The sequence below is a fragment of the Histidinibacterium lentulum genome (assembly GCF_003789055.1).
Lineage (GTDB): Bacteria > Pseudomonadota > Alphaproteobacteria > Rhodobacterales > Rhodobacteraceae > Oceanicola > Oceanicola lentulus.
Window position 1 is genome coordinate 222,539 of sequence record NZ_ML119085.1, and the last position, 16,239, is coordinate 238,777.

The following is a 16,239-nucleotide window of genomic DNA, read 5'->3' on the forward strand; positions in this document are numbered from 1 at the left end:
CCTGACGCAGGGTCGCCGAACCAATCTCACGCGAAGGATCGCACATGTCCTGGACCGACGACCGAGTCGAGCTGCTCAAGAAGATGTGGGGCGAAGGCCAATCCGCCAGCCAGATCGCGAAGGAGCTCGGCGGCGTCACCCGCAATGCGGTGATCGGCAAGGTGCACCGGCTGGGCCTCTCGAACCGCACCACCGGAGCCGCCGTGACCGACGCGCCCGAGGCTGCGGCCGATATCGACGTGGAAGCCGAGGTCGCCGCCCCGCCCGTCGAGGCCGCTCGCCCGAAAGCATCGTCGCGGCCCGAACCCGATGCCGCCCCCTTCCCGGAGATGGCCGGAGAGGCCGAGGATGAAGAGGACGATGATCCGCCCGCCCCGCCGATGAGCGCCGCGCGCCGCGCGATCATCCCCGCCGGTCAGCCGCTGCCGCCGCAGCCTTCGGCCAACGAGATCAGCCCCGAGGCCCTGGCGAAGGTCACCGAGGTCGAGAAACAGGCCCGCCGCATCACGCTCATGGAACTCACCGAGCGGACGTGCAAATGGCCCGTGGGCGACCCGGCGACGCCGGACTTCTGGTTCTGCGGCCTGCCGGTGCAGCAGGGCAAACCCTATTGCGAGGCCCATGTCGGGGTGGCCTTCCAGCCCATGTCCTCCCGCCGCGACCGCAAGCGTTAGGTGCAGGGAGGACCGCCTCCCCCGGAGAGGCCTGCGACCGTCCCGCCGAACAGCGACCTGCGGAGAGCCGACCAGGGCCATCCCGCCAGAAGCCCGAAGCCTCGCCCGTCGGCCGGGCCTCGGCCCGGCCATGATCCGCAGACCGACCGCCCCCTCTCGCCTGGCGGCCGGGCCTCGGCCCGGCTCTCTGCTTGACAGTGTCGCCCCCGGCCGCACCCCTTATCTACCGGACCGCCGCGCTACCGGCAGTGCCGTGCCACCTCGCGCGACTTCAGACCCGTCTCCACCAGCATGCACCGGTCCCGCGCCTCGTAGTAATACCCTCTCGCATACCAGCGCACCGCCGCGGCCTCGTTCCCGTCCGCCACGAGCCACGCGCCCCTCAGGTAGCGGCCCGCGTAGGTCAGGTTCACCTCCGGGTCGAGAAGCTCCTGCGGCGGCCCACGGTGGCCCATGGTGCGCGCCGTCTCGGGCATGATCTGCATGAGCCCCCAGTACGGACCGTTCCGCGCATTGGCGCGGTAGTCGCTTTCGCGCTGGATCACCCGGTGCAGCAGGCTCGGCGGGATCTCGTGCTCGGCGGCGAACCGGTTCACCAGGGCCCGCATTTCCGGCGTCTCACCGGGGAAGAGACCTGCGGTCGATGCCGTGGCGGAGGGCGCTGACCGCTCTCCCGGAAGAATGCCGCAGGCGGACAGGGCAAGCGCCGCACAGATCATCATGTATCGCATCATGTCGCGAGATTACCGGGCCGCCGCGACGGCGCCAGCCCGGATCGGCGGGCTCGCGCAAGAAACCGCTCACCTGCGCTCAGAGGTGACGCCACCAAGCCGGTCCGGGCTCGGGCCGTCTCGGCAGGCCGATGTCGCGGCGCAGGTGGTCCGGCAGCGCAATGGCGGGCCTTACCCGCATCCTTCGAGCAATTCTCATCATGGGACCTGTCCTTGTGTCAGTTCATTTTGAACCGATACAACAGGGAACAGGCATCTGGAAACGAAGCTTCGCCATCGCGACCATGACAGAATTTCATGAATAACTCTACAGATCCTCTTCCGCCCCTTCCCTGTCTGAGGGCCTTCCTCGCCGTCGCCGACTGCGGCGGGTTCACCCGCGCGGCGGATCGGCTCGCCCTGACCCAGACCGCCGTCAGCCACCAGATCGCCCGTCTCGAAACCCATGTCGGCGCACGGCTCTTCCACCGCGGGCGCTCCGGCGTGACGCTCACGCCCGCGGGCGCCAGGATGCGTCCCTGGATCGAGGAGGGGCTCGCCGCCCTGCATCGCGGCCTCGGCGCGGCAGGGGCTTCGGGCGGCGAAACCCCGGTGACCATCGCCACGACGCCTGAATTCGGCGCACGCTGGCTCGCGCCCCGGCTGCCCCGGCTGATGCGCGAAATCCCCGGCATCCGCATCGCGCTCAGCCTCGGATACGGGCGCGACGCGCTCGCCACCGGCGCGGCCGATCTCGCGGTCTGGCTCGGGCCGGGCGGCCCCGGAACGGAAACCACGCCCCTCGGCGTCGAAGAGGAATTCTCCGTCTGCTCCCCGGCCCTCGCCTCCCGCCTGCCGGCAATGCAGGCCTTTCTCGCCGCGCCGATGCTGCGCTACGCGGGCGCCCGCCACACTGTGCTCGACTGGGAGCGCTACTACGCCCTCGTGCGCACCGCGCGCTATGGCACGCCGCCCGACTTCGAGAGCTTCGATCTCGGCCCGGTCTTCGAGGATTTCGACACAATGATCGCCGCCTGCAAGCGTGGCGAGGGCTTCGCCCTCGTGCGCACCTCACTGGTGCTGGACGATCTCGCCGCGGGCAGTCTCGTCAGCCCCTTCGAGGAGATCGTGACCTCCGACCTGCGCTATCATGCCGTGGTCCCCGCAGGGCCGGGATCGCCCGAGATCATCCGGATCCGCGACTGGCTCGTCGCCACCAGCCATGCCGGGAACAAGCCGCTGCCGCGGCCCGCTCCCCTCACGCCATAGGGTGGGTTTCCGGACCACCTTCCGCCGGGTCGCCAGCCGCGCTCAGGCCACCCCGTATCGCGCCAGGAACGTCTCGACCGCGCCGTCCACGACACGCCGCTTCTGCGCCGCGCTGAACTCTCTGTCGAGGGCGAAGACGAGGCGCGGAAACAGGTCCGCCTTGCACAGCTCGTGGAACTGGTCCGCCGCCAGCGGCAGGTCGTCGATCCGAAGCTCGCCCCGCACGATGGCGCGCTCGAAGAAGGCGATCAGCTTGCCCCGCACCAGAAGCGGGCCGCTCTCGTAGAATTCCCGGCCGAGCTGCGGGAACCGCGCGCTTTCCGCGACGCACAGCCGGAACACCTTCTGTCCGAACTCCGAGGTGATGAAATCCACCATCTGCGCGCCGACCGCCGTCAGAACCTCCCGGACCGGACCGTCGAAATCCACCGACGCCATGGCAAGATCCGCATGACGTACGCAGTCCTGCCGCGCGACCTCGAGAAACAGCAGCCGCTTGTCGGGGAAGTAACTGTAGAGGGTCGCCTTCGAGACGCCCGCCGCGCGGGCGATGTCATCCACGCTGGCGCCTTCGAACCCGACGGACATGAAAATGTCCCTCGCCCCGTCGATCACCTGATCGAACTTGCGCCCGCGCTTGATGTCCTGGGACGTGCCGTCCGGCATGACTTCTCCAACCCTGCTCCGGGATATAAACCGTTCGGTTCAGTTACAAGGGCCGAGAGGCATCGCCGGATGCCGACATGCGGACGCGGCGAATCAGACGGCAAAGTCCTCGGGGTCCGGCGGCCGGGCAAAGTCGCCCCTCGAATAGCCCTGCAGAAAGAGCAGCGCGGTCAGGTCCCCGTGGTTGATCCGGAGGCCGCACTGGGCCTGCACCGCAGGCTTTGCATGCACCGCCACACCGGTTCCCGCGTGCAGGAGCATCCCGAGGTCATTGGCGCCGTCGCCCACCGCCATCGCCTCGCCGGGCGTGACCCCGATCCGGCGCACCGCTGCCTCCAGTGCCTCGACCTTGGCCTCGCGCCCGAGGATCGGCGGGACCACCCGTCCGGTCAGCCTGTCGCCGGAGATCTCAAGTCGGTTCGCGCGGACCTCGTCCATGCCCAGCATCGCAGCCACCGGTTCGGCAAAGGCCGTGAATCCGCCCGAGACCAGAATCGTATGGGCGCCGTTGGCCTTCATCGTCTTGACGAGCCTCCGCGCACCCGGCGCCAGCGTGATCCGCTCGGAAAGGACCTCCCGGATCGCATCGACCTCGAGCCCCTCGAGCAGGGCCACCCGCGCCTTGAGCGCGCCCTCGAAATCGACCTCGCCGCGCATGGCGCGTTCGGTGATCGCCGCCACCTCGGCGCCGACCCCGGCAAGGTCCGCCAGCTCGTCGATGCATTCCTGCCCGATCATCGTGCTGTCCATGTCCGCGATCAGCACCCGCCGCCGCCGGTGACCCGTGCGCTGAACGCAAAAGTCCACGTCCTCGTCCTGGAGCGTCCGCCAAGTTTCCTCGCGGTTGTTCGGCACCCGCATGACCGGGAATTCCGCGGCCTCGTCGGGAGCAAGCCACACGGCATCCCCCCCGCCCCAGGCGTTGCGGAGCGACTCGACCAGAGCCGGGGTCAGCCCTCCCGGCCTCGCGATCATCGTGACGGTGAACATGGCGGCCCTCCCGGTGGTCACTCGTGGCGAATGCCCGCGCTTGCCGCACGGGCGCAAGCCCCTTCCGTCCGCAATCAGGCGACACATCCGCGCGGTGTGCCTTGAGCGAGCGCAAGTTTCCGATAAGCGCACTTTTTTGAGCGGCTGTTGCGCAATCCGACCTCCGCAGGGTCATTTCCCGACTTGCCCGGACCCCGCCCCCTCGCCTATCAGCCGCGGCGGGACACCCCTCCCCAACGAGGGGCGAATATCTGAGAGGGTATCGTCAGATGACACTCGACCATCCGGCCACGCGGCCGGCAAATCCGCGTTTCTCCTCCGGCCCCTGCGCCAAGCCCCCCACATTCGCGCTGGAAAAGCTCGCCGACGCTCCGCTGGGCCGCTCGCACCGCGCCTCCGTGGGCAAGGCCCGGCTCAAGGACGCGATCGAGCGCACCCGCGCGCTCCTCGGCGTGCCCGCCGACTACCGCATCGGCATCGTCCCCGCCTCCGACACCGGCGCCGTCGAAATGGCCATGTGGTCGCTCCTCGGTGCGCGCAAGGCCACCATGGTGGCCTGGGAAAGCTTCGGCGCGGGCTGGGTCACCGACGCGGTGAAACAGCTGAAGATCGACGCCGAGGTCAGGGCCGCCGACTACGGCGACATCGTCGACCCCGCCTCCATCGACTGGAACACCGACGTCGTCTTCACCTGGAACGGCACCACCTCCGGCGTGCGGATGCCGAACGGCGACGCGATCCCGGCGGATCGCGAGGGCCTCACGATCTGCGACGCCACCTCCGCCGCCTTCGCCCAGGCTCTGCCGTGGGAGAAGCTCGACGTGACCACCTTCTCCTGGCAGAAGGTCATGGGCGGCGAGGCGGCGCACGGCATGCTGATCCTGTCGCCCCGCGCGGTGGAGCGGCTGGAAAGCTATACGCCCCCCTGGCCACTGCCGAAGATCTTCCGCCTCACGAAGGGCGGCAAGCTGATCGAGGGCATCTTCTCCGGCGAGACCATCAACACCCCCTCCATGCTGGCCGTGGAGGACTATCTCCTCGCCCTCTCCTGGGCCGAGGAGATCGGCGGGCTGCCGGCGCTCATGGCCCGCGCGAACGCCAACGCGCAGGCGATCTGGGACTTCTGCGCGGCCCGCGACTGGATCGACAACCTCGCCGCCGATCCCGCGACGCGCTCGAACACTTCCGTCTGCCTGAAGTTCACCGATCCCCGCATCGCGGACGGCGCGGCCTTCGCCAAGGCGGTGCAGAAGCGGCTCGAGGCCGAGGGCGTGGCCCTCGACGTCGGCGCCTACCGCGACGCGCCTCCGGGCCTGCGGATCTGGTGCGGCGCCACGGTCGAGACGGCGGACATCGAGGCGATGCTCCCCTGGCTCGACTGGGCCTTCCACGCCGAGATCGAGGCCCAGGCCCGCGCCGCGTGAGCCGGGCGGTGGGGTGAAACCCCACCCTGCGCAGAACACCCGGGTTCGGCCTTCGCCGCATCCGTAGGGTGGGTTTCGAACCCACCTCCCCCAACAGTCAAAAGGACCACACAATGGCCCCCCGCGTTCTCATCTCCGACCAGCTTTCCGACGCCGCCGTCCAGATCTTCCGCGACCGCGGCATCGACGTCGACTTCCAGCCCGACCTCGGCAAGGACAAGGACAAGCTCCTCGAGGTCATCGGCAATTACGACGGCCTCGCCATCCGTTCTGCCACCAAGGCCACGGAAAAGGTCATCGCCGCGGCCACCAACCTCAAGGTCATCGGCCGCGCCGGCATCGGCGTCGACAACGTCGACATCTCCGCGGCGTCGAAGAAGGGGATCATCGTGATGAACACCCCCTTCGGCAACATGATCACAACGGCCGAGCACGCCATCGCCATGATGTTCGCCGTCGCCCGCCAGATCCCCGAGGCCTCCGCCTCCACCCACGCCGGCAAATGGGAGAAGTCCAAGTTCATGGGCGTGGAGCTCACCGGCAAGACCCTCGGCGTGATCGGCGCGGGCAACATCGGCTCCATCGTCTGCAACCGCGCCCGCGGCCTCTCGATGAAGGTCGTCGCCTACGACCCCTACCTCTCGGACGACCGCGCAACCGAGATCGGCGTGGAGAAGGTGGAGCTGGACGAGCTCCTCAAGCGCGCCGATTTCATCACCCTCCACGTCCCCCTCACCGACCAGACGAAGAACATTCTCTCGGCCGAGAACCTCGCGAGGACGAAGAAGGGCGTGCGCATCGTCAACTGCGCCCGCGGAGGCCTCGTCGACGAGGCGGCCCTCGCCGACCTCCTGAAGTCCGGCCATGTCGCCGGCGCCGCCTTCGACGTCTTCGCCGTGGAACCCGCGACGGAGAACCCGCTCTTCGGCCTGCCGAACGTGGTCGTCACCCCCCATCTCGGCGCCGCCACCACCGAGGCCCAGGAAAACGTCGCCCTTCAGGTCGCCGAACAGATGTCGGACTACCTCCTGACCGGCGCCGTCCAGAACGCGCTCAACATGCCCTCCGTGACCGCCGAGGAGGCGAAGATCATGGGTCCCTGGATCGCGCTCTCGGGCCATCTCGGCGGCTTCATCGGCCAGATGACCGACGAGCCGATCAAGGCCATCAACATCCTCTTCGACGGCCAGGTTTCCACGATGAACCTCGCCGCCCTGACCTCTTCCACCGTCGCGGGCATCATGAAGGCCACCAACCCCGAGGTGAACATGGTCTCCGCCCCCGTGATCGCCAAGGACCGCGGCATCCGCATCTCCACCACGAAGCAGGATCAGTCCGGCGCCTTCGAGGGCTACATCAAGGTCACCGTGGTGACGGAAAAGCGCGAACGCTCCATCGCCGGCACCGTGTTCTCCGACGGCAAGCCGCGCTTCATCCAGATCAAGGGCATCAACATCGACGCCGAAGTGGGGCGCCACATGGTCTACACGACGAACGAGGACGTGCCCGGCATCATCGGCGCTCTGGGCAACACGATGGGCAGCAACGGCGTGAACATCGCCAACTTCACCCTCGGCCGCAAGGAAGCCAAGGGCGAGGCCATTGCCCTGCTCTACTTGGACGAACCGGTCCCCGCCGCGGCGCTTGAGGCCCTGCGTGCGACCGGGCTCTTCCAGCAGGTGAAGCCCCTCGTCTTCGACGTCTGAGTGGGGCGTCCCACCCCCTCTCTTTGGGCCCGAATCATCCCCGCCGGAGGCATCCACCCTCGACACCGGGGGCTCCGGCGGGGACAAGGGAACGGAAAGGCCACACCATGCTCTACGTTCTCGGCGACATCCACGGTCAGACCGCCGCCCTCGACCGCGCGCTCGGCCTCATAGAGGCGGACGGCGGGGCGGACGCGCCCCTGATCTTTCTGGGCGACTACGTCGACCGCGGCCCCGACAGCCGCGGCGTGCTGGACCGGCTGATCGCGGGACGCGACGCGCAGCGGCCCTGGCGGTTCCTGCTCGGCAATCACGACCGCATGTTCCTGCGTTTCGTCACCGAGGCCCGCAATCACGATCCCCGCGTGCTGTCTGGCAAGGGCTGGCTCCATCCCGCCCTGGGCGGCAACGCGACCCTCGCCTCCTACCTCCCGCGGGACGCCTTCGACCACCCCGAGGGCGGCGGCATCGACACGCTGGCCCGTTCGGGTCTCGATCCTCTCCCCGATCCCCACCGCGATGCGCTGGTGGCCGCGGCCTGCGAGGCCGTGCCCCAGCGCCATCTCGACTTCGTGGCGGGACTGGCGACGATGATCGAGGACGGCCCCAACCTTTTCGTCCATGCCGGAATCCGTCCGGGCGTGCCCCTCCCGGAACAGGCCGAGGACGACCTGATCTGGATCCGCGACGGCTTTCTCGACCATGACGGCGATTACGGCCGCCTCGTCATCCACGGCCATACAGCGCTCGAGCGGCCCACCCATTTCGGCAACCGGATCGATCTCGACGGCGGGGCGGGCTACGGGCGCCCTCTCGTGCCCGCACTCTTCGACGGCAACGGCTGGTTCACGCTGCACGACGACGGCCGCCGTCCCCTGACCCCGCCCTGAGGCGAGACCCGCCCGCGCGGGCGGGACGAGCGGCGACCCTTTCCCGTCCCCCGCCGGAGGGTTACAGACCCTGCATGGCGCTCACTTTCCCCGATCTGGCCGCGATCCTGAACCACGGCCACGACACCCTCATCGACGTCCGCTCCCCCGCCGAATACGCCGAGGACCATATCCCCGGCGCGATCAACCTGCCGGTGCTGTCGAACGAGGAACGCGCCATCGTCGGCACGATCTACGTCCAGGACAGCCCCTTCCGCGCCCGCAAGATCGGCGCCGCGATGATATTCCGCAACGCCGCCGCCCATATCGAGGGCCCGCTCGCCCGGCATGAAGGCGGCTGGCGCCCTCTCGTCTACTGCTGGCGCGGCGGTCAGCGCTCGGGATCCTTCGCCTATCTGCTGCAGGAGATCGGCTGGCGCGCGGAGGCAGTGAAAGGCGGCTGGCAGGCCTATCGTCGCCTCGTCCACACCGCGCTCTACGACACGCCCCTGCCGCACCGGGTGGTCCTTCTCGACGGCTATACCGGCACGGCGAAGACGGATCTCCTGCCCCGCCTCGCCGCCCGCGGACTGCAGGTCATCGACCTCGAGGGCCTGGCCAACCACCGCGGCTCCCTCCTCGGGGCGCGGGCCGGGGGCCAGCCCAGCCAGAAGGGCTGGGAAAGCGCCCTCGCCGGCGCGCTCGCCGCGATCGACCCTGCCCGGCCCCTCGTGCTCGAGGCCGAAAGCAACAAGGTCGGCGACCTGCTGATCCCGCCCGCGCTCTGGGCCGCGATGAAAGCCGCACCGCGGGTGGAGATCGCCGCCCCCCTGCCGGCCCGCGCGGCCTACCTGACCGCGGCCTATCGCGACCTCTGGACCGACGCTGCCCGTCTCACCGCGAAACTGAACCGGCTCGACCGCCTCCGCGGCCGCGACACCGTCGAGCGCTGGCTGGCCCTGCTCGAGGAAGGCCGGATGACCGAGCTCGCCGCCGCCCTCATGGCCGACCACTACGACCCGGCCTATACCAAATCCCGCCAGAAGATCGGCGCCCGCACCGTCGCCACCGTCACCACCGGCGCGCTCGACGAAGCAGGCCTCGACACCGCCGCCGACAAGCTCGCAGAGGCCATCGCCCGTCTCTAGCCCGCCACGATCCGCGGCGGCCCCTCCGTGATCCGCCCGATCTCCACCGCGCCCCGGGGCAGCGCTCCGCCACCGGGGACCGCCGCAAGAAGCCCGCCGCAGGTCTGCGGATCGAACAGCAGATCCGACCGCGGGCTCTCCGGAAGGCCGGGCACGGCGGCCCGGTTCTCCGGGTAGAGCGTCGAGCGCAGGCCCCGCCCGGCCAGCGCCTCGGCCCCTTCGAGCAGGGGAAGCGCCTCCGGCCACAACTCCGCCGCCACGCCCGAGGCCTCGCACATCCCCCACAGATGCCCCGCAAGGCCGAAGCCCGTCACATCCGTCATCGCCCGGGCACCGGCCCGCACCAGTGCCCGCGCCGCCTCGCCCTGGGGCCGGACCATGCTCTCCCAGGCCGCGGCGACATCCCGCCCCGCCGCCTCGCCCCGCATGTGCGCGGCCAGCAGAACACCTGTGCCCAGCGGCTTCGTGAGCACCAGCCGGTCCCCGGGCCTCGCACCGGCGAGCGTCACCGCCGGGCCCTCCAGCAGCCCCGTCACGGTAAACCCGAGCGTCATCTCCGCGCCCATCGAACTGTGCCCGCCCACGATCTCTGCCCCCTCGGCGCCAAAGACCTCACGGGCCGTGGCCATGATCTCCGCGAGCGTCCGCGCCTGCAGCTCGGCCGACATCCGCGGCAGAACGAGGCTCGCCAGAACCGCCTGCGGCGCCGCGCCCATGGCCCAGACGTCGCCCAGCGCATGCACCGCCGCGATCCGCGTCATCAGGACCGGATCGTCCGCGACCGCGCGCAGGTGATCGACCGTCACCACCTGCCGCGCGCCGCCGATCCGCAGCACTGCCGCGTCGTCGCCCGGGCCGCTCTCCACGTCCTTGCGTGCCGAGGGCAGACCCGCCAGCACCGCGCCCAGCGTGTCGCGCCCCACCTTGGCGCCGCATCCGCCGCACATCATCTCCCCGCCGCCCTCCCGGACGCCCAGCGCCACCTCCGCCGGCAGACGCGCGTCCATCTTCGGCAGATCGTCGAGCCTGCGCATGAAGCTCCGGTCGATCCGATCCTTCCACCGCCACAGAAGCGGCCCCGCCAGCGCAAGCCCCCCCTTCTCCGCCAGCGCGCTCTTGCCGCCCAGCGAGACCAGCTTCAGGTAGTCCCCCTGCGGCCTCCAGCGCCGGAGCGGCCTGCCCGACAGCGCCGCGCGCAGGTTGTCATGGAGCACGGGCGCCGCGCGCACGGCATAGACCCCGGCCTTGGGCCGCGGCGCATGGGAAAGATGCGCGCAGTCTCCCGCGGCAAAGATCGCGGGGTCCGAACTCCGCAGCCGCGCGTCCACCGTCACGAACCCGTCTTTCAGCGCCAGCCCGGTGCCCTCCAGCCACCCATGGGGCCGCGCCCCCGCGGCGCCCGCGACGAACCCCGCCGCGATCAGTCGCCCGTCCGCCAGATGCACGCCCTCGGACGACACACGCACCACCCTGGCCCGCTCGACCACCTCGACGCCGGTCGCCGCCATCCCCTCCAGCAGCTTGCGCCGGGGCCGCGCCGCGAACTGGTCCAGCACCTGCCCCCGGTCGATCAGCGTCACCCGCGCATCGCGCCCGCGCAGGGCATGGGCCATCGCCATCGCCAGCTCCGCCCCCGCGACCCCGCCGCCGAGCACCGCCACGCGCGGACGGGCGGCCGTGTCCCGATACGTCGCCCAGCGCTGCGAGAAGGGCCCCAGCGGCTTTGCCGGCACGCCATGGGCCGCAAAGCCCTCCAGCTCCGGCATGTCCGAGGTGATCCCGATGTCCAGCGACAGCACGTCATATCCCACCGGCGGGCGCCCCGGCACATCGACTGTCCGCGCGTCCCGGTCGATCCCCCGCGCGGCCCCCAGCACCACCCGCGCGCCCGCAAAGCGCGCCAGCCGCACGAGGTCGATATCAAGCTCCTCGCGGGAGTAGTGCCCCGCCACATATCCCGGCAGCATCCCAGAATAGGCCGCCGTCGGCCCGGGATCGATCACCGTCACCCGCACCCCCGGCAGCGGCCGCATCCCCCAGCGCCGCAGCACCAGCGCATGGGTATGCCCGCCGCCGATCAGCACGAGGTCACGGGTCAGGGGCACCTGGCTTTGCATCCCCACCGCCTACCGCGCCCTCACGGCGAGAGCCAGCGCCCCCGCCAACCGCTCTCGCGGTCGTACATCGCCCTCCGGTGCCGCTCGCCCAGATGCAACAGGTCCAGCGTCGCGACATGCAGCACCAGCGCGCAGAAGCTCTCCCGCTCCGCCAGGACCTCGTACTCGAGCGCTCCCCCGATCTCCTCCCCCGCCGGAGGCCGCTTCCCGTAGGTCGCCCGCGACCCCTCCGGCACCTTCGCCCAGCGCGGCCCCGCCGCGACCCCCTCGACGATCTCCACGGCGCCCTGCGCCCGGATCTGCAGCCGGACCCGCGGGTCCCAGACGTGCAGCGCGGCCCGCGCATCCGCCCTCAGCGCCGCGACCTTGGCCGCTGCCACGTCGCTGTGCACCTCGAGCGTCGCCCCCTGCCGCGATGCCGCACGCAGCGCCACCGTCCGCGCCTCGGGCCAGCCGTCGGGGCTCACCGTCGCCAGCACCGGATAGCGCGCGGGCGATCTCGCATCCGCCGCACCGCGCCCAAGCCTCTGCCAGGCCGCGTCGAGAAACCCGTCCAAGGTCTCCGGCGCGTCATTCATACCCTGTCATCTCCAGGTACCCGCGCCCCTCGTGGCTGCCGGTCACCCTGACCGGACCTTCCCAGTAGGGAAAGGACAGGCCCATCCAGGCCTCCGGATTGAGCGCCGTCACCTCCACGTCGACACCCCGCTCGGGCAGCCGCACCCGCCAGCGCACGGGCACCTGTCGCCCCGCGACGGTCGCGCGTTCCAGTGCCTCCGCCTCGAAAGCCCGCGCATAGGGCACCAACTCCTCGCCTCCCGCGCCGATCCAGGTGGCGTAGGTATAGCCCTCCTCTCCCCCTTCTCTCAGGCGAAAGCCCATCAGCTTGTCACCCCCCTCGAAGGACAGCGAGAACCAGTCCCAGCCCTCCTGGGTCTCGCTCAGGGGCTGGGACGACCACTCCCGGTCGAGCCAGGCGCTCCCGGTCACCGCCACGTCTTCGCCGGGCAGGCTCAGCACCCCCTCCACGGCATAGAAGGGCTGCGAATAGTAGTAGCTCGCCTGCCCCTCGTCGGATTTCACGGAATAGCCGCCCTCCCCGTGAAGGATCAGCGGCCCCTCCGCCCTCAGCGTCACGTCATAGGCGAATTCCGGCGCCGAGGCCGTCAGCCGCACCTCGTCCAGCGTCTCCCCCGCCATCGCCCAATCGTCGATGAACGCCTTGAGCGGCGCCGCCGTCACACCCGCCGTCGGCACATCCCCGCGCGAGAACCGTTCCACGGCGAAATGCGCCTCCGCCGTGGTGACCGCCGCATGTCCCATCCAGACCTGCGCCGCCGCGTCCCCCCCGGGGGCGAGCGCCGTGCGGAACAGCGTCCATTGCAGCCCCATGTCCCGCCCGTCCTCCGCCGTCAGGTTCGCCGTGACATACCACCACTCGATCCGGTAGCCCGGATGCGCGCCGTGATCGGCGGGAAAGTCGAACACCGGATCCGGGACCGGATCGTCATACCCCTCCACTGTTGTTCCAAGCCCGGCGAATCCCTGCGCCGCCACGACAGAAGGCCACAGAAACACCAACAGAACCCTAACGTTCATTGGAAAACACCTTCAGCAGCACGCCGGGCGGCGTCCTCGCCAACCTGCGCGCGGGCCAGAGCGCCGCCAGCGCCCCCGCGGCCACCGCAAAGACCAATAGCCGCCCGTAATCCAACGGAAACAGATACATCGGCAGCCGCCAACCAAAGGCCGCCACGTTCACCTGCGCCAGCAGCACCCAGGCCAGGGCCAGCCCCAGCGGCACCGCCATGAGTCCCGTCAGCGCGGCCAGCAGCACCGCGCGCAAAAGCTCCAGCCGCCCCAGCTCCGCTCGTGTCAGCCCGAGCGCCCAGACCGGCGCCAGTTGCGGCAGGCGCAGGGCCGCCAGCGTCAGAAGGCTCATCAGGATCGCGAAGGCCGCCACCGACAGCGTCAGCACGTTCAGCGCACCGGTCACGGTGAAGGTCCGCTCGAAGATGTCGAGAGAGAACCGCTTCAGCGCGGCCTGGTCGATCGTGTCCCCTTCCGGAACCCCGAACTCCCGAAGCGCCTCCGACAGCGCCTCGGGATCGTCCGTCCTCAGGCCGAAGGATGTCGCCTCCGCCTCGGGATAAAGCTCTTCGAACAGCGGCAGCGCGACGATCACCTGCCCCACCGGGTTGCCGTAATCGCCCACGATTCCGACCACGGGCAGGGCCGCGTCCGGTCCAACCGCGATCTCGTCCCCCAGAGCCAGTCCGGCCCGTCGTGCGAGCTGCTCGTTCACCACCGCGCCCTCGCCGGAGAACACCGCATCCCAAGGCGCCTCGACGGCATCGAGAAACCTCCAGTTGTCGCGGTAGGTCGCATGGTCCCTCGTCCCGTAGATCTCCGCGGGTATGCCCGCCACGGACCGATCCACCCACACGATGGGCAGAACCGCCTCCGCCCGGCCCTCGAGAAACGCCTCGAGCCGCGAGCCCTCCGCGCCGCTGTCCACCGAGACATAGAGCTCCGACGCCAGCCGCTGATCGAGGAACCCGGTGAAGGTCAGCCGGAACGACGACACCATGGTCGACACGCCCACGTTCGCCGCCATCGCCAGCAGGAGCGCCATCAGCGCCAGCGACAGGCCCGGCAGTTGCTGGCGCGTGTCCGCCCAGAACCACTCCGCCACCGGCCGCGTCGCGCCCCTCGCGCCCAGCCTCAGCGCAAGATCGAGAACCGAAGGCAGCGCCAGCGCCGCCCCGATCAACAGCGCCGCCAGCGCCCCGAAGGCCGCGACGAGACCCGATCCCGCGGCCGAGAGCGCCCCTGCCAGCACCAGCAACCCGATCGCGCCGAGAAGAATCACCATCCGACCCCGCCCCCTCGCCATGGCCCAGGCCCGCGGCCGCGCCGAGGCCAGCACCGGCATCCGCGCGATCTGCCACAGCGCCCCGGCGCTCGCCGCGGCCGTGCCCAGAACGGCGATCCCCAGCCCCGACAGCCACCAGACGGGCCGCAGTTCCAGCGCCCCCGACACCTGTGCGCCGTAAAGCCCCGACAGCGTCGCCGCCACATCCGGCAACAGCGCCGCCGCGATCACGTAGCCCAGCGCCACGCCGATCCCCCCCGCGAGCAGCGCCAGCGCCAGAAGCTCCGCCGCCATCAGCCCGATGATCAGCCGGAGCGGCATCCCCAGTGCCCTGAGCGTCCTGACCAGCGGCCGCCGCTGCTCGAAGGCCAGCCCCACCGCGCCATGCACGATGAAGAGCCCCACCGCGAAACTCAGCGCGCCGAAGGCCGTCAGGTTCAGGTGGAAACTGTCCGTCAGCCGGTCCACATCGCCCGCCGCCTGCGCGGGCCTCAGCGACAGACCCTCCGCCACTTCCGCCAGCGCGGGCCTCCCCAGTGGCTGGACATCGGCGACGATCATCCGGCTCACCCGCCCCTCCATGCCCAGGAGCGGCCAGGCCACCGACAGGTCCGTGATCACCGTCATCGGCGCGACATCGGGCGACAGCACCTTCTCCGGCGCCACATGCCCCAGCGCCGCCAGCGCCTCCGCCGTGCCGAAGACCTGCCCCTCGCCGCCGAGGAACCGTCCCACCTCCGCGCCGCCATCGAGCTCCACCGGCCCGAGGCCCCCCGGCGCCGTCAGCGGGTCGAGCCCGACGATCCGCACGCCGTTCAGCCGGCCCTCCACCACCGCACTCACCAGCCAGCCCGCCCGGCGCAGCGCCACGTAATCCTCGAGCGCCATGTCCCCGCCGTCCGCCGCCACCACCTGCGCGAAGGTCCCCTCGCCCAGCGTCGCCGCGGCGGCGTCATAGCTCGCCCGCGCCTCGGCATTGATCGCCTGCACCCCGGACCAGAGCGCGGTCGCCAGCGCGAGGCCCAGCACCAGCGTCACCAGCTGCACCGGCGCCCGCCGCCAATGGGACAGCAGAACCCGCAGCCCCTCCCGCCTCACCGGATCACGCCCCGCTCCAGATGCAGCCGCCGGCCCATGGTGGCCGCCAGCCGCTCCGAATGGGTCACCACCAGCAGCGCGGCCCCGGTCTCGGCCACAAGGTCCCGCATCAGCGCCATCACCGCCTCCGCCGTCCCCTCGTCCAGGTTCCCCGTGGGCTCGTCCGCCAGCACGAGGCCGGGCCGTGCCGCCAGCGCCCGCGCGATGGCGACCCTCTGCTGCTGACCGCCCGAAAGCTGCTCGGGATACTTCCCCAGATGCGGCGCAAGCCCCATCCTCTCGGCGAGCTCCCGGTCCCGCGCCGGATCGTGCCGCCCCGCAAGCCGCGCCTGGAACCCGATGTTCCCCGCCACATCGAGCGACGGGATCAGGTTGAACTGCTGAAAGACGACCCCCACGATCTCCCGACGCAGCCGCGCCCTCTGTCGGTCGCCCAGCCCCTCCAGCGCGATGCCGTCCACGGTGATGGTCCCCGAGTCGACCGCTTCCAGCCCTGCCACGAGGTGCAGCAGCGTCGATTTCCCCGACCCCGATTCGCCCGTCAGCGCCAGAGTTTCCCCGCGCCCGAGGCTCAGGGACACGCCACGCAGGACCGGCACAGGCCCCTCGGCCCCCGGATAGCTCTTCACGATGGTGTCGACCGTCAGCACAGGGTCCGCCCGATTGCCTCTACCACGGACCTAACGCGGCCCG

Annotated in this window: 14 protein-coding genes; 6 read left to right on the forward strand and 8 right to left on the reverse strand. The window is 70.6% G+C overall.

All coding sequences use genetic code 11. From position 1 onward, the window contains the following. Positions 1-44 precede the first annotated feature (44 nt). Entirely contained in the window at positions 45-674 is a 630-nt protein-coding gene (locus EAT49_RS11855; protein ID WP_123642537.1) for a GcrA family cell cycle regulator, read from the forward strand. Positions 675-913: 239 nt separating this feature from the next. Here the strand turns inward: EAT49_RS11855 and EAT49_RS11860 are convergent, their stop codons facing one another. Next, a complete protein-coding gene (locus EAT49_RS11860) occupies positions 914-1,405 on the reverse strand; it encodes a transglycosylase SLT domain-containing protein (protein ID WP_123642635.1) in 492 nt (163 codons plus the stop codon). A 297-nt stretch (positions 1,406-1,702) separates the two neighbouring features. Here EAT49_RS11860 and EAT49_RS11865 point away from each other — a divergent pair, with 297 nt between their 5' ends. Continuing rightward, on the forward strand, positions 1,703-2,653 hold the full coding sequence (locus tag EAT49_RS11865; RefSeq protein ID WP_123642538.1) for a LysR family transcriptional regulator: 951 nt from the start codon (positions 1,703-1,705) through the stop codon (positions 2,651-2,653). A 42-nt stretch (positions 2,654-2,695) separates the two neighbouring features. On the opposite strand, the gene EAT49_RS11870 is transcribed toward EAT49_RS11865, so the two are convergent. Together EAT49_RS11870 and serB are read right to left on the reverse strand one after the other, a co-directional pair. Beyond that, positions 2,696-3,319 carry a TetR/AcrR family transcriptional regulator gene (locus tag EAT49_RS11870; protein WP_123642539.1) on the reverse strand — a complete coding sequence of 208 codons (624 nt, stop codon included), beginning with the start codon at positions 3,317-3,319 and terminating at the stop codon, positions 2,696-2,698. Between the two features lie 93 nt (positions 3,320-3,412). Further along, complete coding sequence (gene serB, locus EAT49_RS11875; protein WP_123642540.1) at positions 3,413-4,309, reverse strand: phosphoserine phosphatase SerB; 897 nt, start codon at positions 4,307-4,309, stop codon at positions 3,413-3,415. A gap of 269 nt (positions 4,310-4,578) precedes the next feature. On the opposite strand from serB, the gene EAT49_RS11880 reads away from it, so the two are divergent. The 4 genes from EAT49_RS11880 (at position 4,579) to mnmH (ending at position 9,456) form a co-directional block, all read left to right on the forward strand. After that, positions 4,579-5,733: a phosphoserine transaminase gene (locus tag EAT49_RS11880; protein ID WP_123642541.1), complete on the forward strand. Its 1,155-nt coding sequence runs from the start codon at positions 4,579-4,581 to the stop codon at positions 5,731-5,733. A 113-nt stretch (positions 5,734-5,846) separates the two neighbouring features. Then, positions 5,847-7,439 (forward strand): phosphoglycerate dehydrogenase, encoded by a 1,593-nt coding sequence (gene serA / locus EAT49_RS11885; protein WP_123642542.1) that lies wholly within the window; start codon positions 5,847-5,849, stop codon positions 7,437-7,439. Between the two features lie 107 nt (positions 7,440-7,546). Then, positions 7,547-8,329 carry a metallophosphoesterase gene (locus EAT49_RS11890; protein WP_123642543.1) on the forward strand — a complete coding sequence of 261 codons (783 nt, stop codon included), beginning with the start codon at positions 7,547-7,549 and terminating at the stop codon, positions 8,327-8,329. Positions 8,330-8,403: 74 nt separating this feature from the next. Beyond that, positions 8,404-9,456, forward strand: coding sequence for a tRNA 2-selenouridine(34) synthase MnmH (gene mnmH / locus EAT49_RS11895; RefSeq protein WP_123642544.1), 1,053 nt, complete (start codon positions 8,404-8,406; stop codon positions 9,454-9,456). Here mnmH and selD read toward each other — a convergent pair. Genes selD through EAT49_RS11920 form a run of 5 tightly spaced genes read right to left on the reverse strand, consistent with a single transcriptional unit; the run spans position 9,453 to position 16,196 of the window. Continuing rightward, positions 9,453-11,573: a selenide, water dikinase SelD gene (gene selD, locus EAT49_RS11900; protein ID WP_123642545.1), complete on the reverse strand. Its 2,121-nt coding sequence runs from the start codon at positions 11,571-11,573 to the stop codon at positions 9,453-9,455. The two genes, mnmH and selD, sit on opposite strands and share 4 nt — an antisense overlap. Before the next feature lie 20 nt (positions 11,574-11,593). Beyond that, positions 11,594-12,151, reverse strand: coding sequence for a pyridoxamine 5'-phosphate oxidase family protein (locus EAT49_RS11905; protein WP_123642546.1), 558 nt, complete (start codon positions 12,149-12,151; stop codon positions 11,594-11,596). After that, a complete protein-coding gene (locus EAT49_RS11910; RefSeq protein WP_123642547.1) occupies positions 12,144-13,172 on the reverse strand; it encodes a lipocalin-like domain-containing protein in 1,029 nt (342 codons plus the stop codon). The genes EAT49_RS11905 and EAT49_RS11910 overlap by 8 nt, the downstream gene beginning before the upstream one ends. After that, the gene (locus tag EAT49_RS11915) at positions 13,162-15,546 is read right to left on the reverse strand and encodes an ABC transporter permease (RefSeq protein WP_123642548.1); all 2,385 of its coding nucleotides are present in this window, start codon (positions 15,544-15,546) and stop codon (positions 13,162-13,164) included. The genes EAT49_RS11910 and EAT49_RS11915 overlap by 11 nt, the downstream gene beginning before the upstream one ends. Continuing rightward, a complete protein-coding gene (locus tag EAT49_RS11920) occupies positions 15,543-16,196 on the reverse strand; it encodes an ABC transporter ATP-binding protein (RefSeq protein WP_123642549.1) in 654 nt (217 codons plus the stop codon). The genes EAT49_RS11915 and EAT49_RS11920 overlap by 4 nt, the downstream gene beginning before the upstream one ends. Between the last annotated feature and the right edge of the window lie 43 nt (positions 16,197-16,239).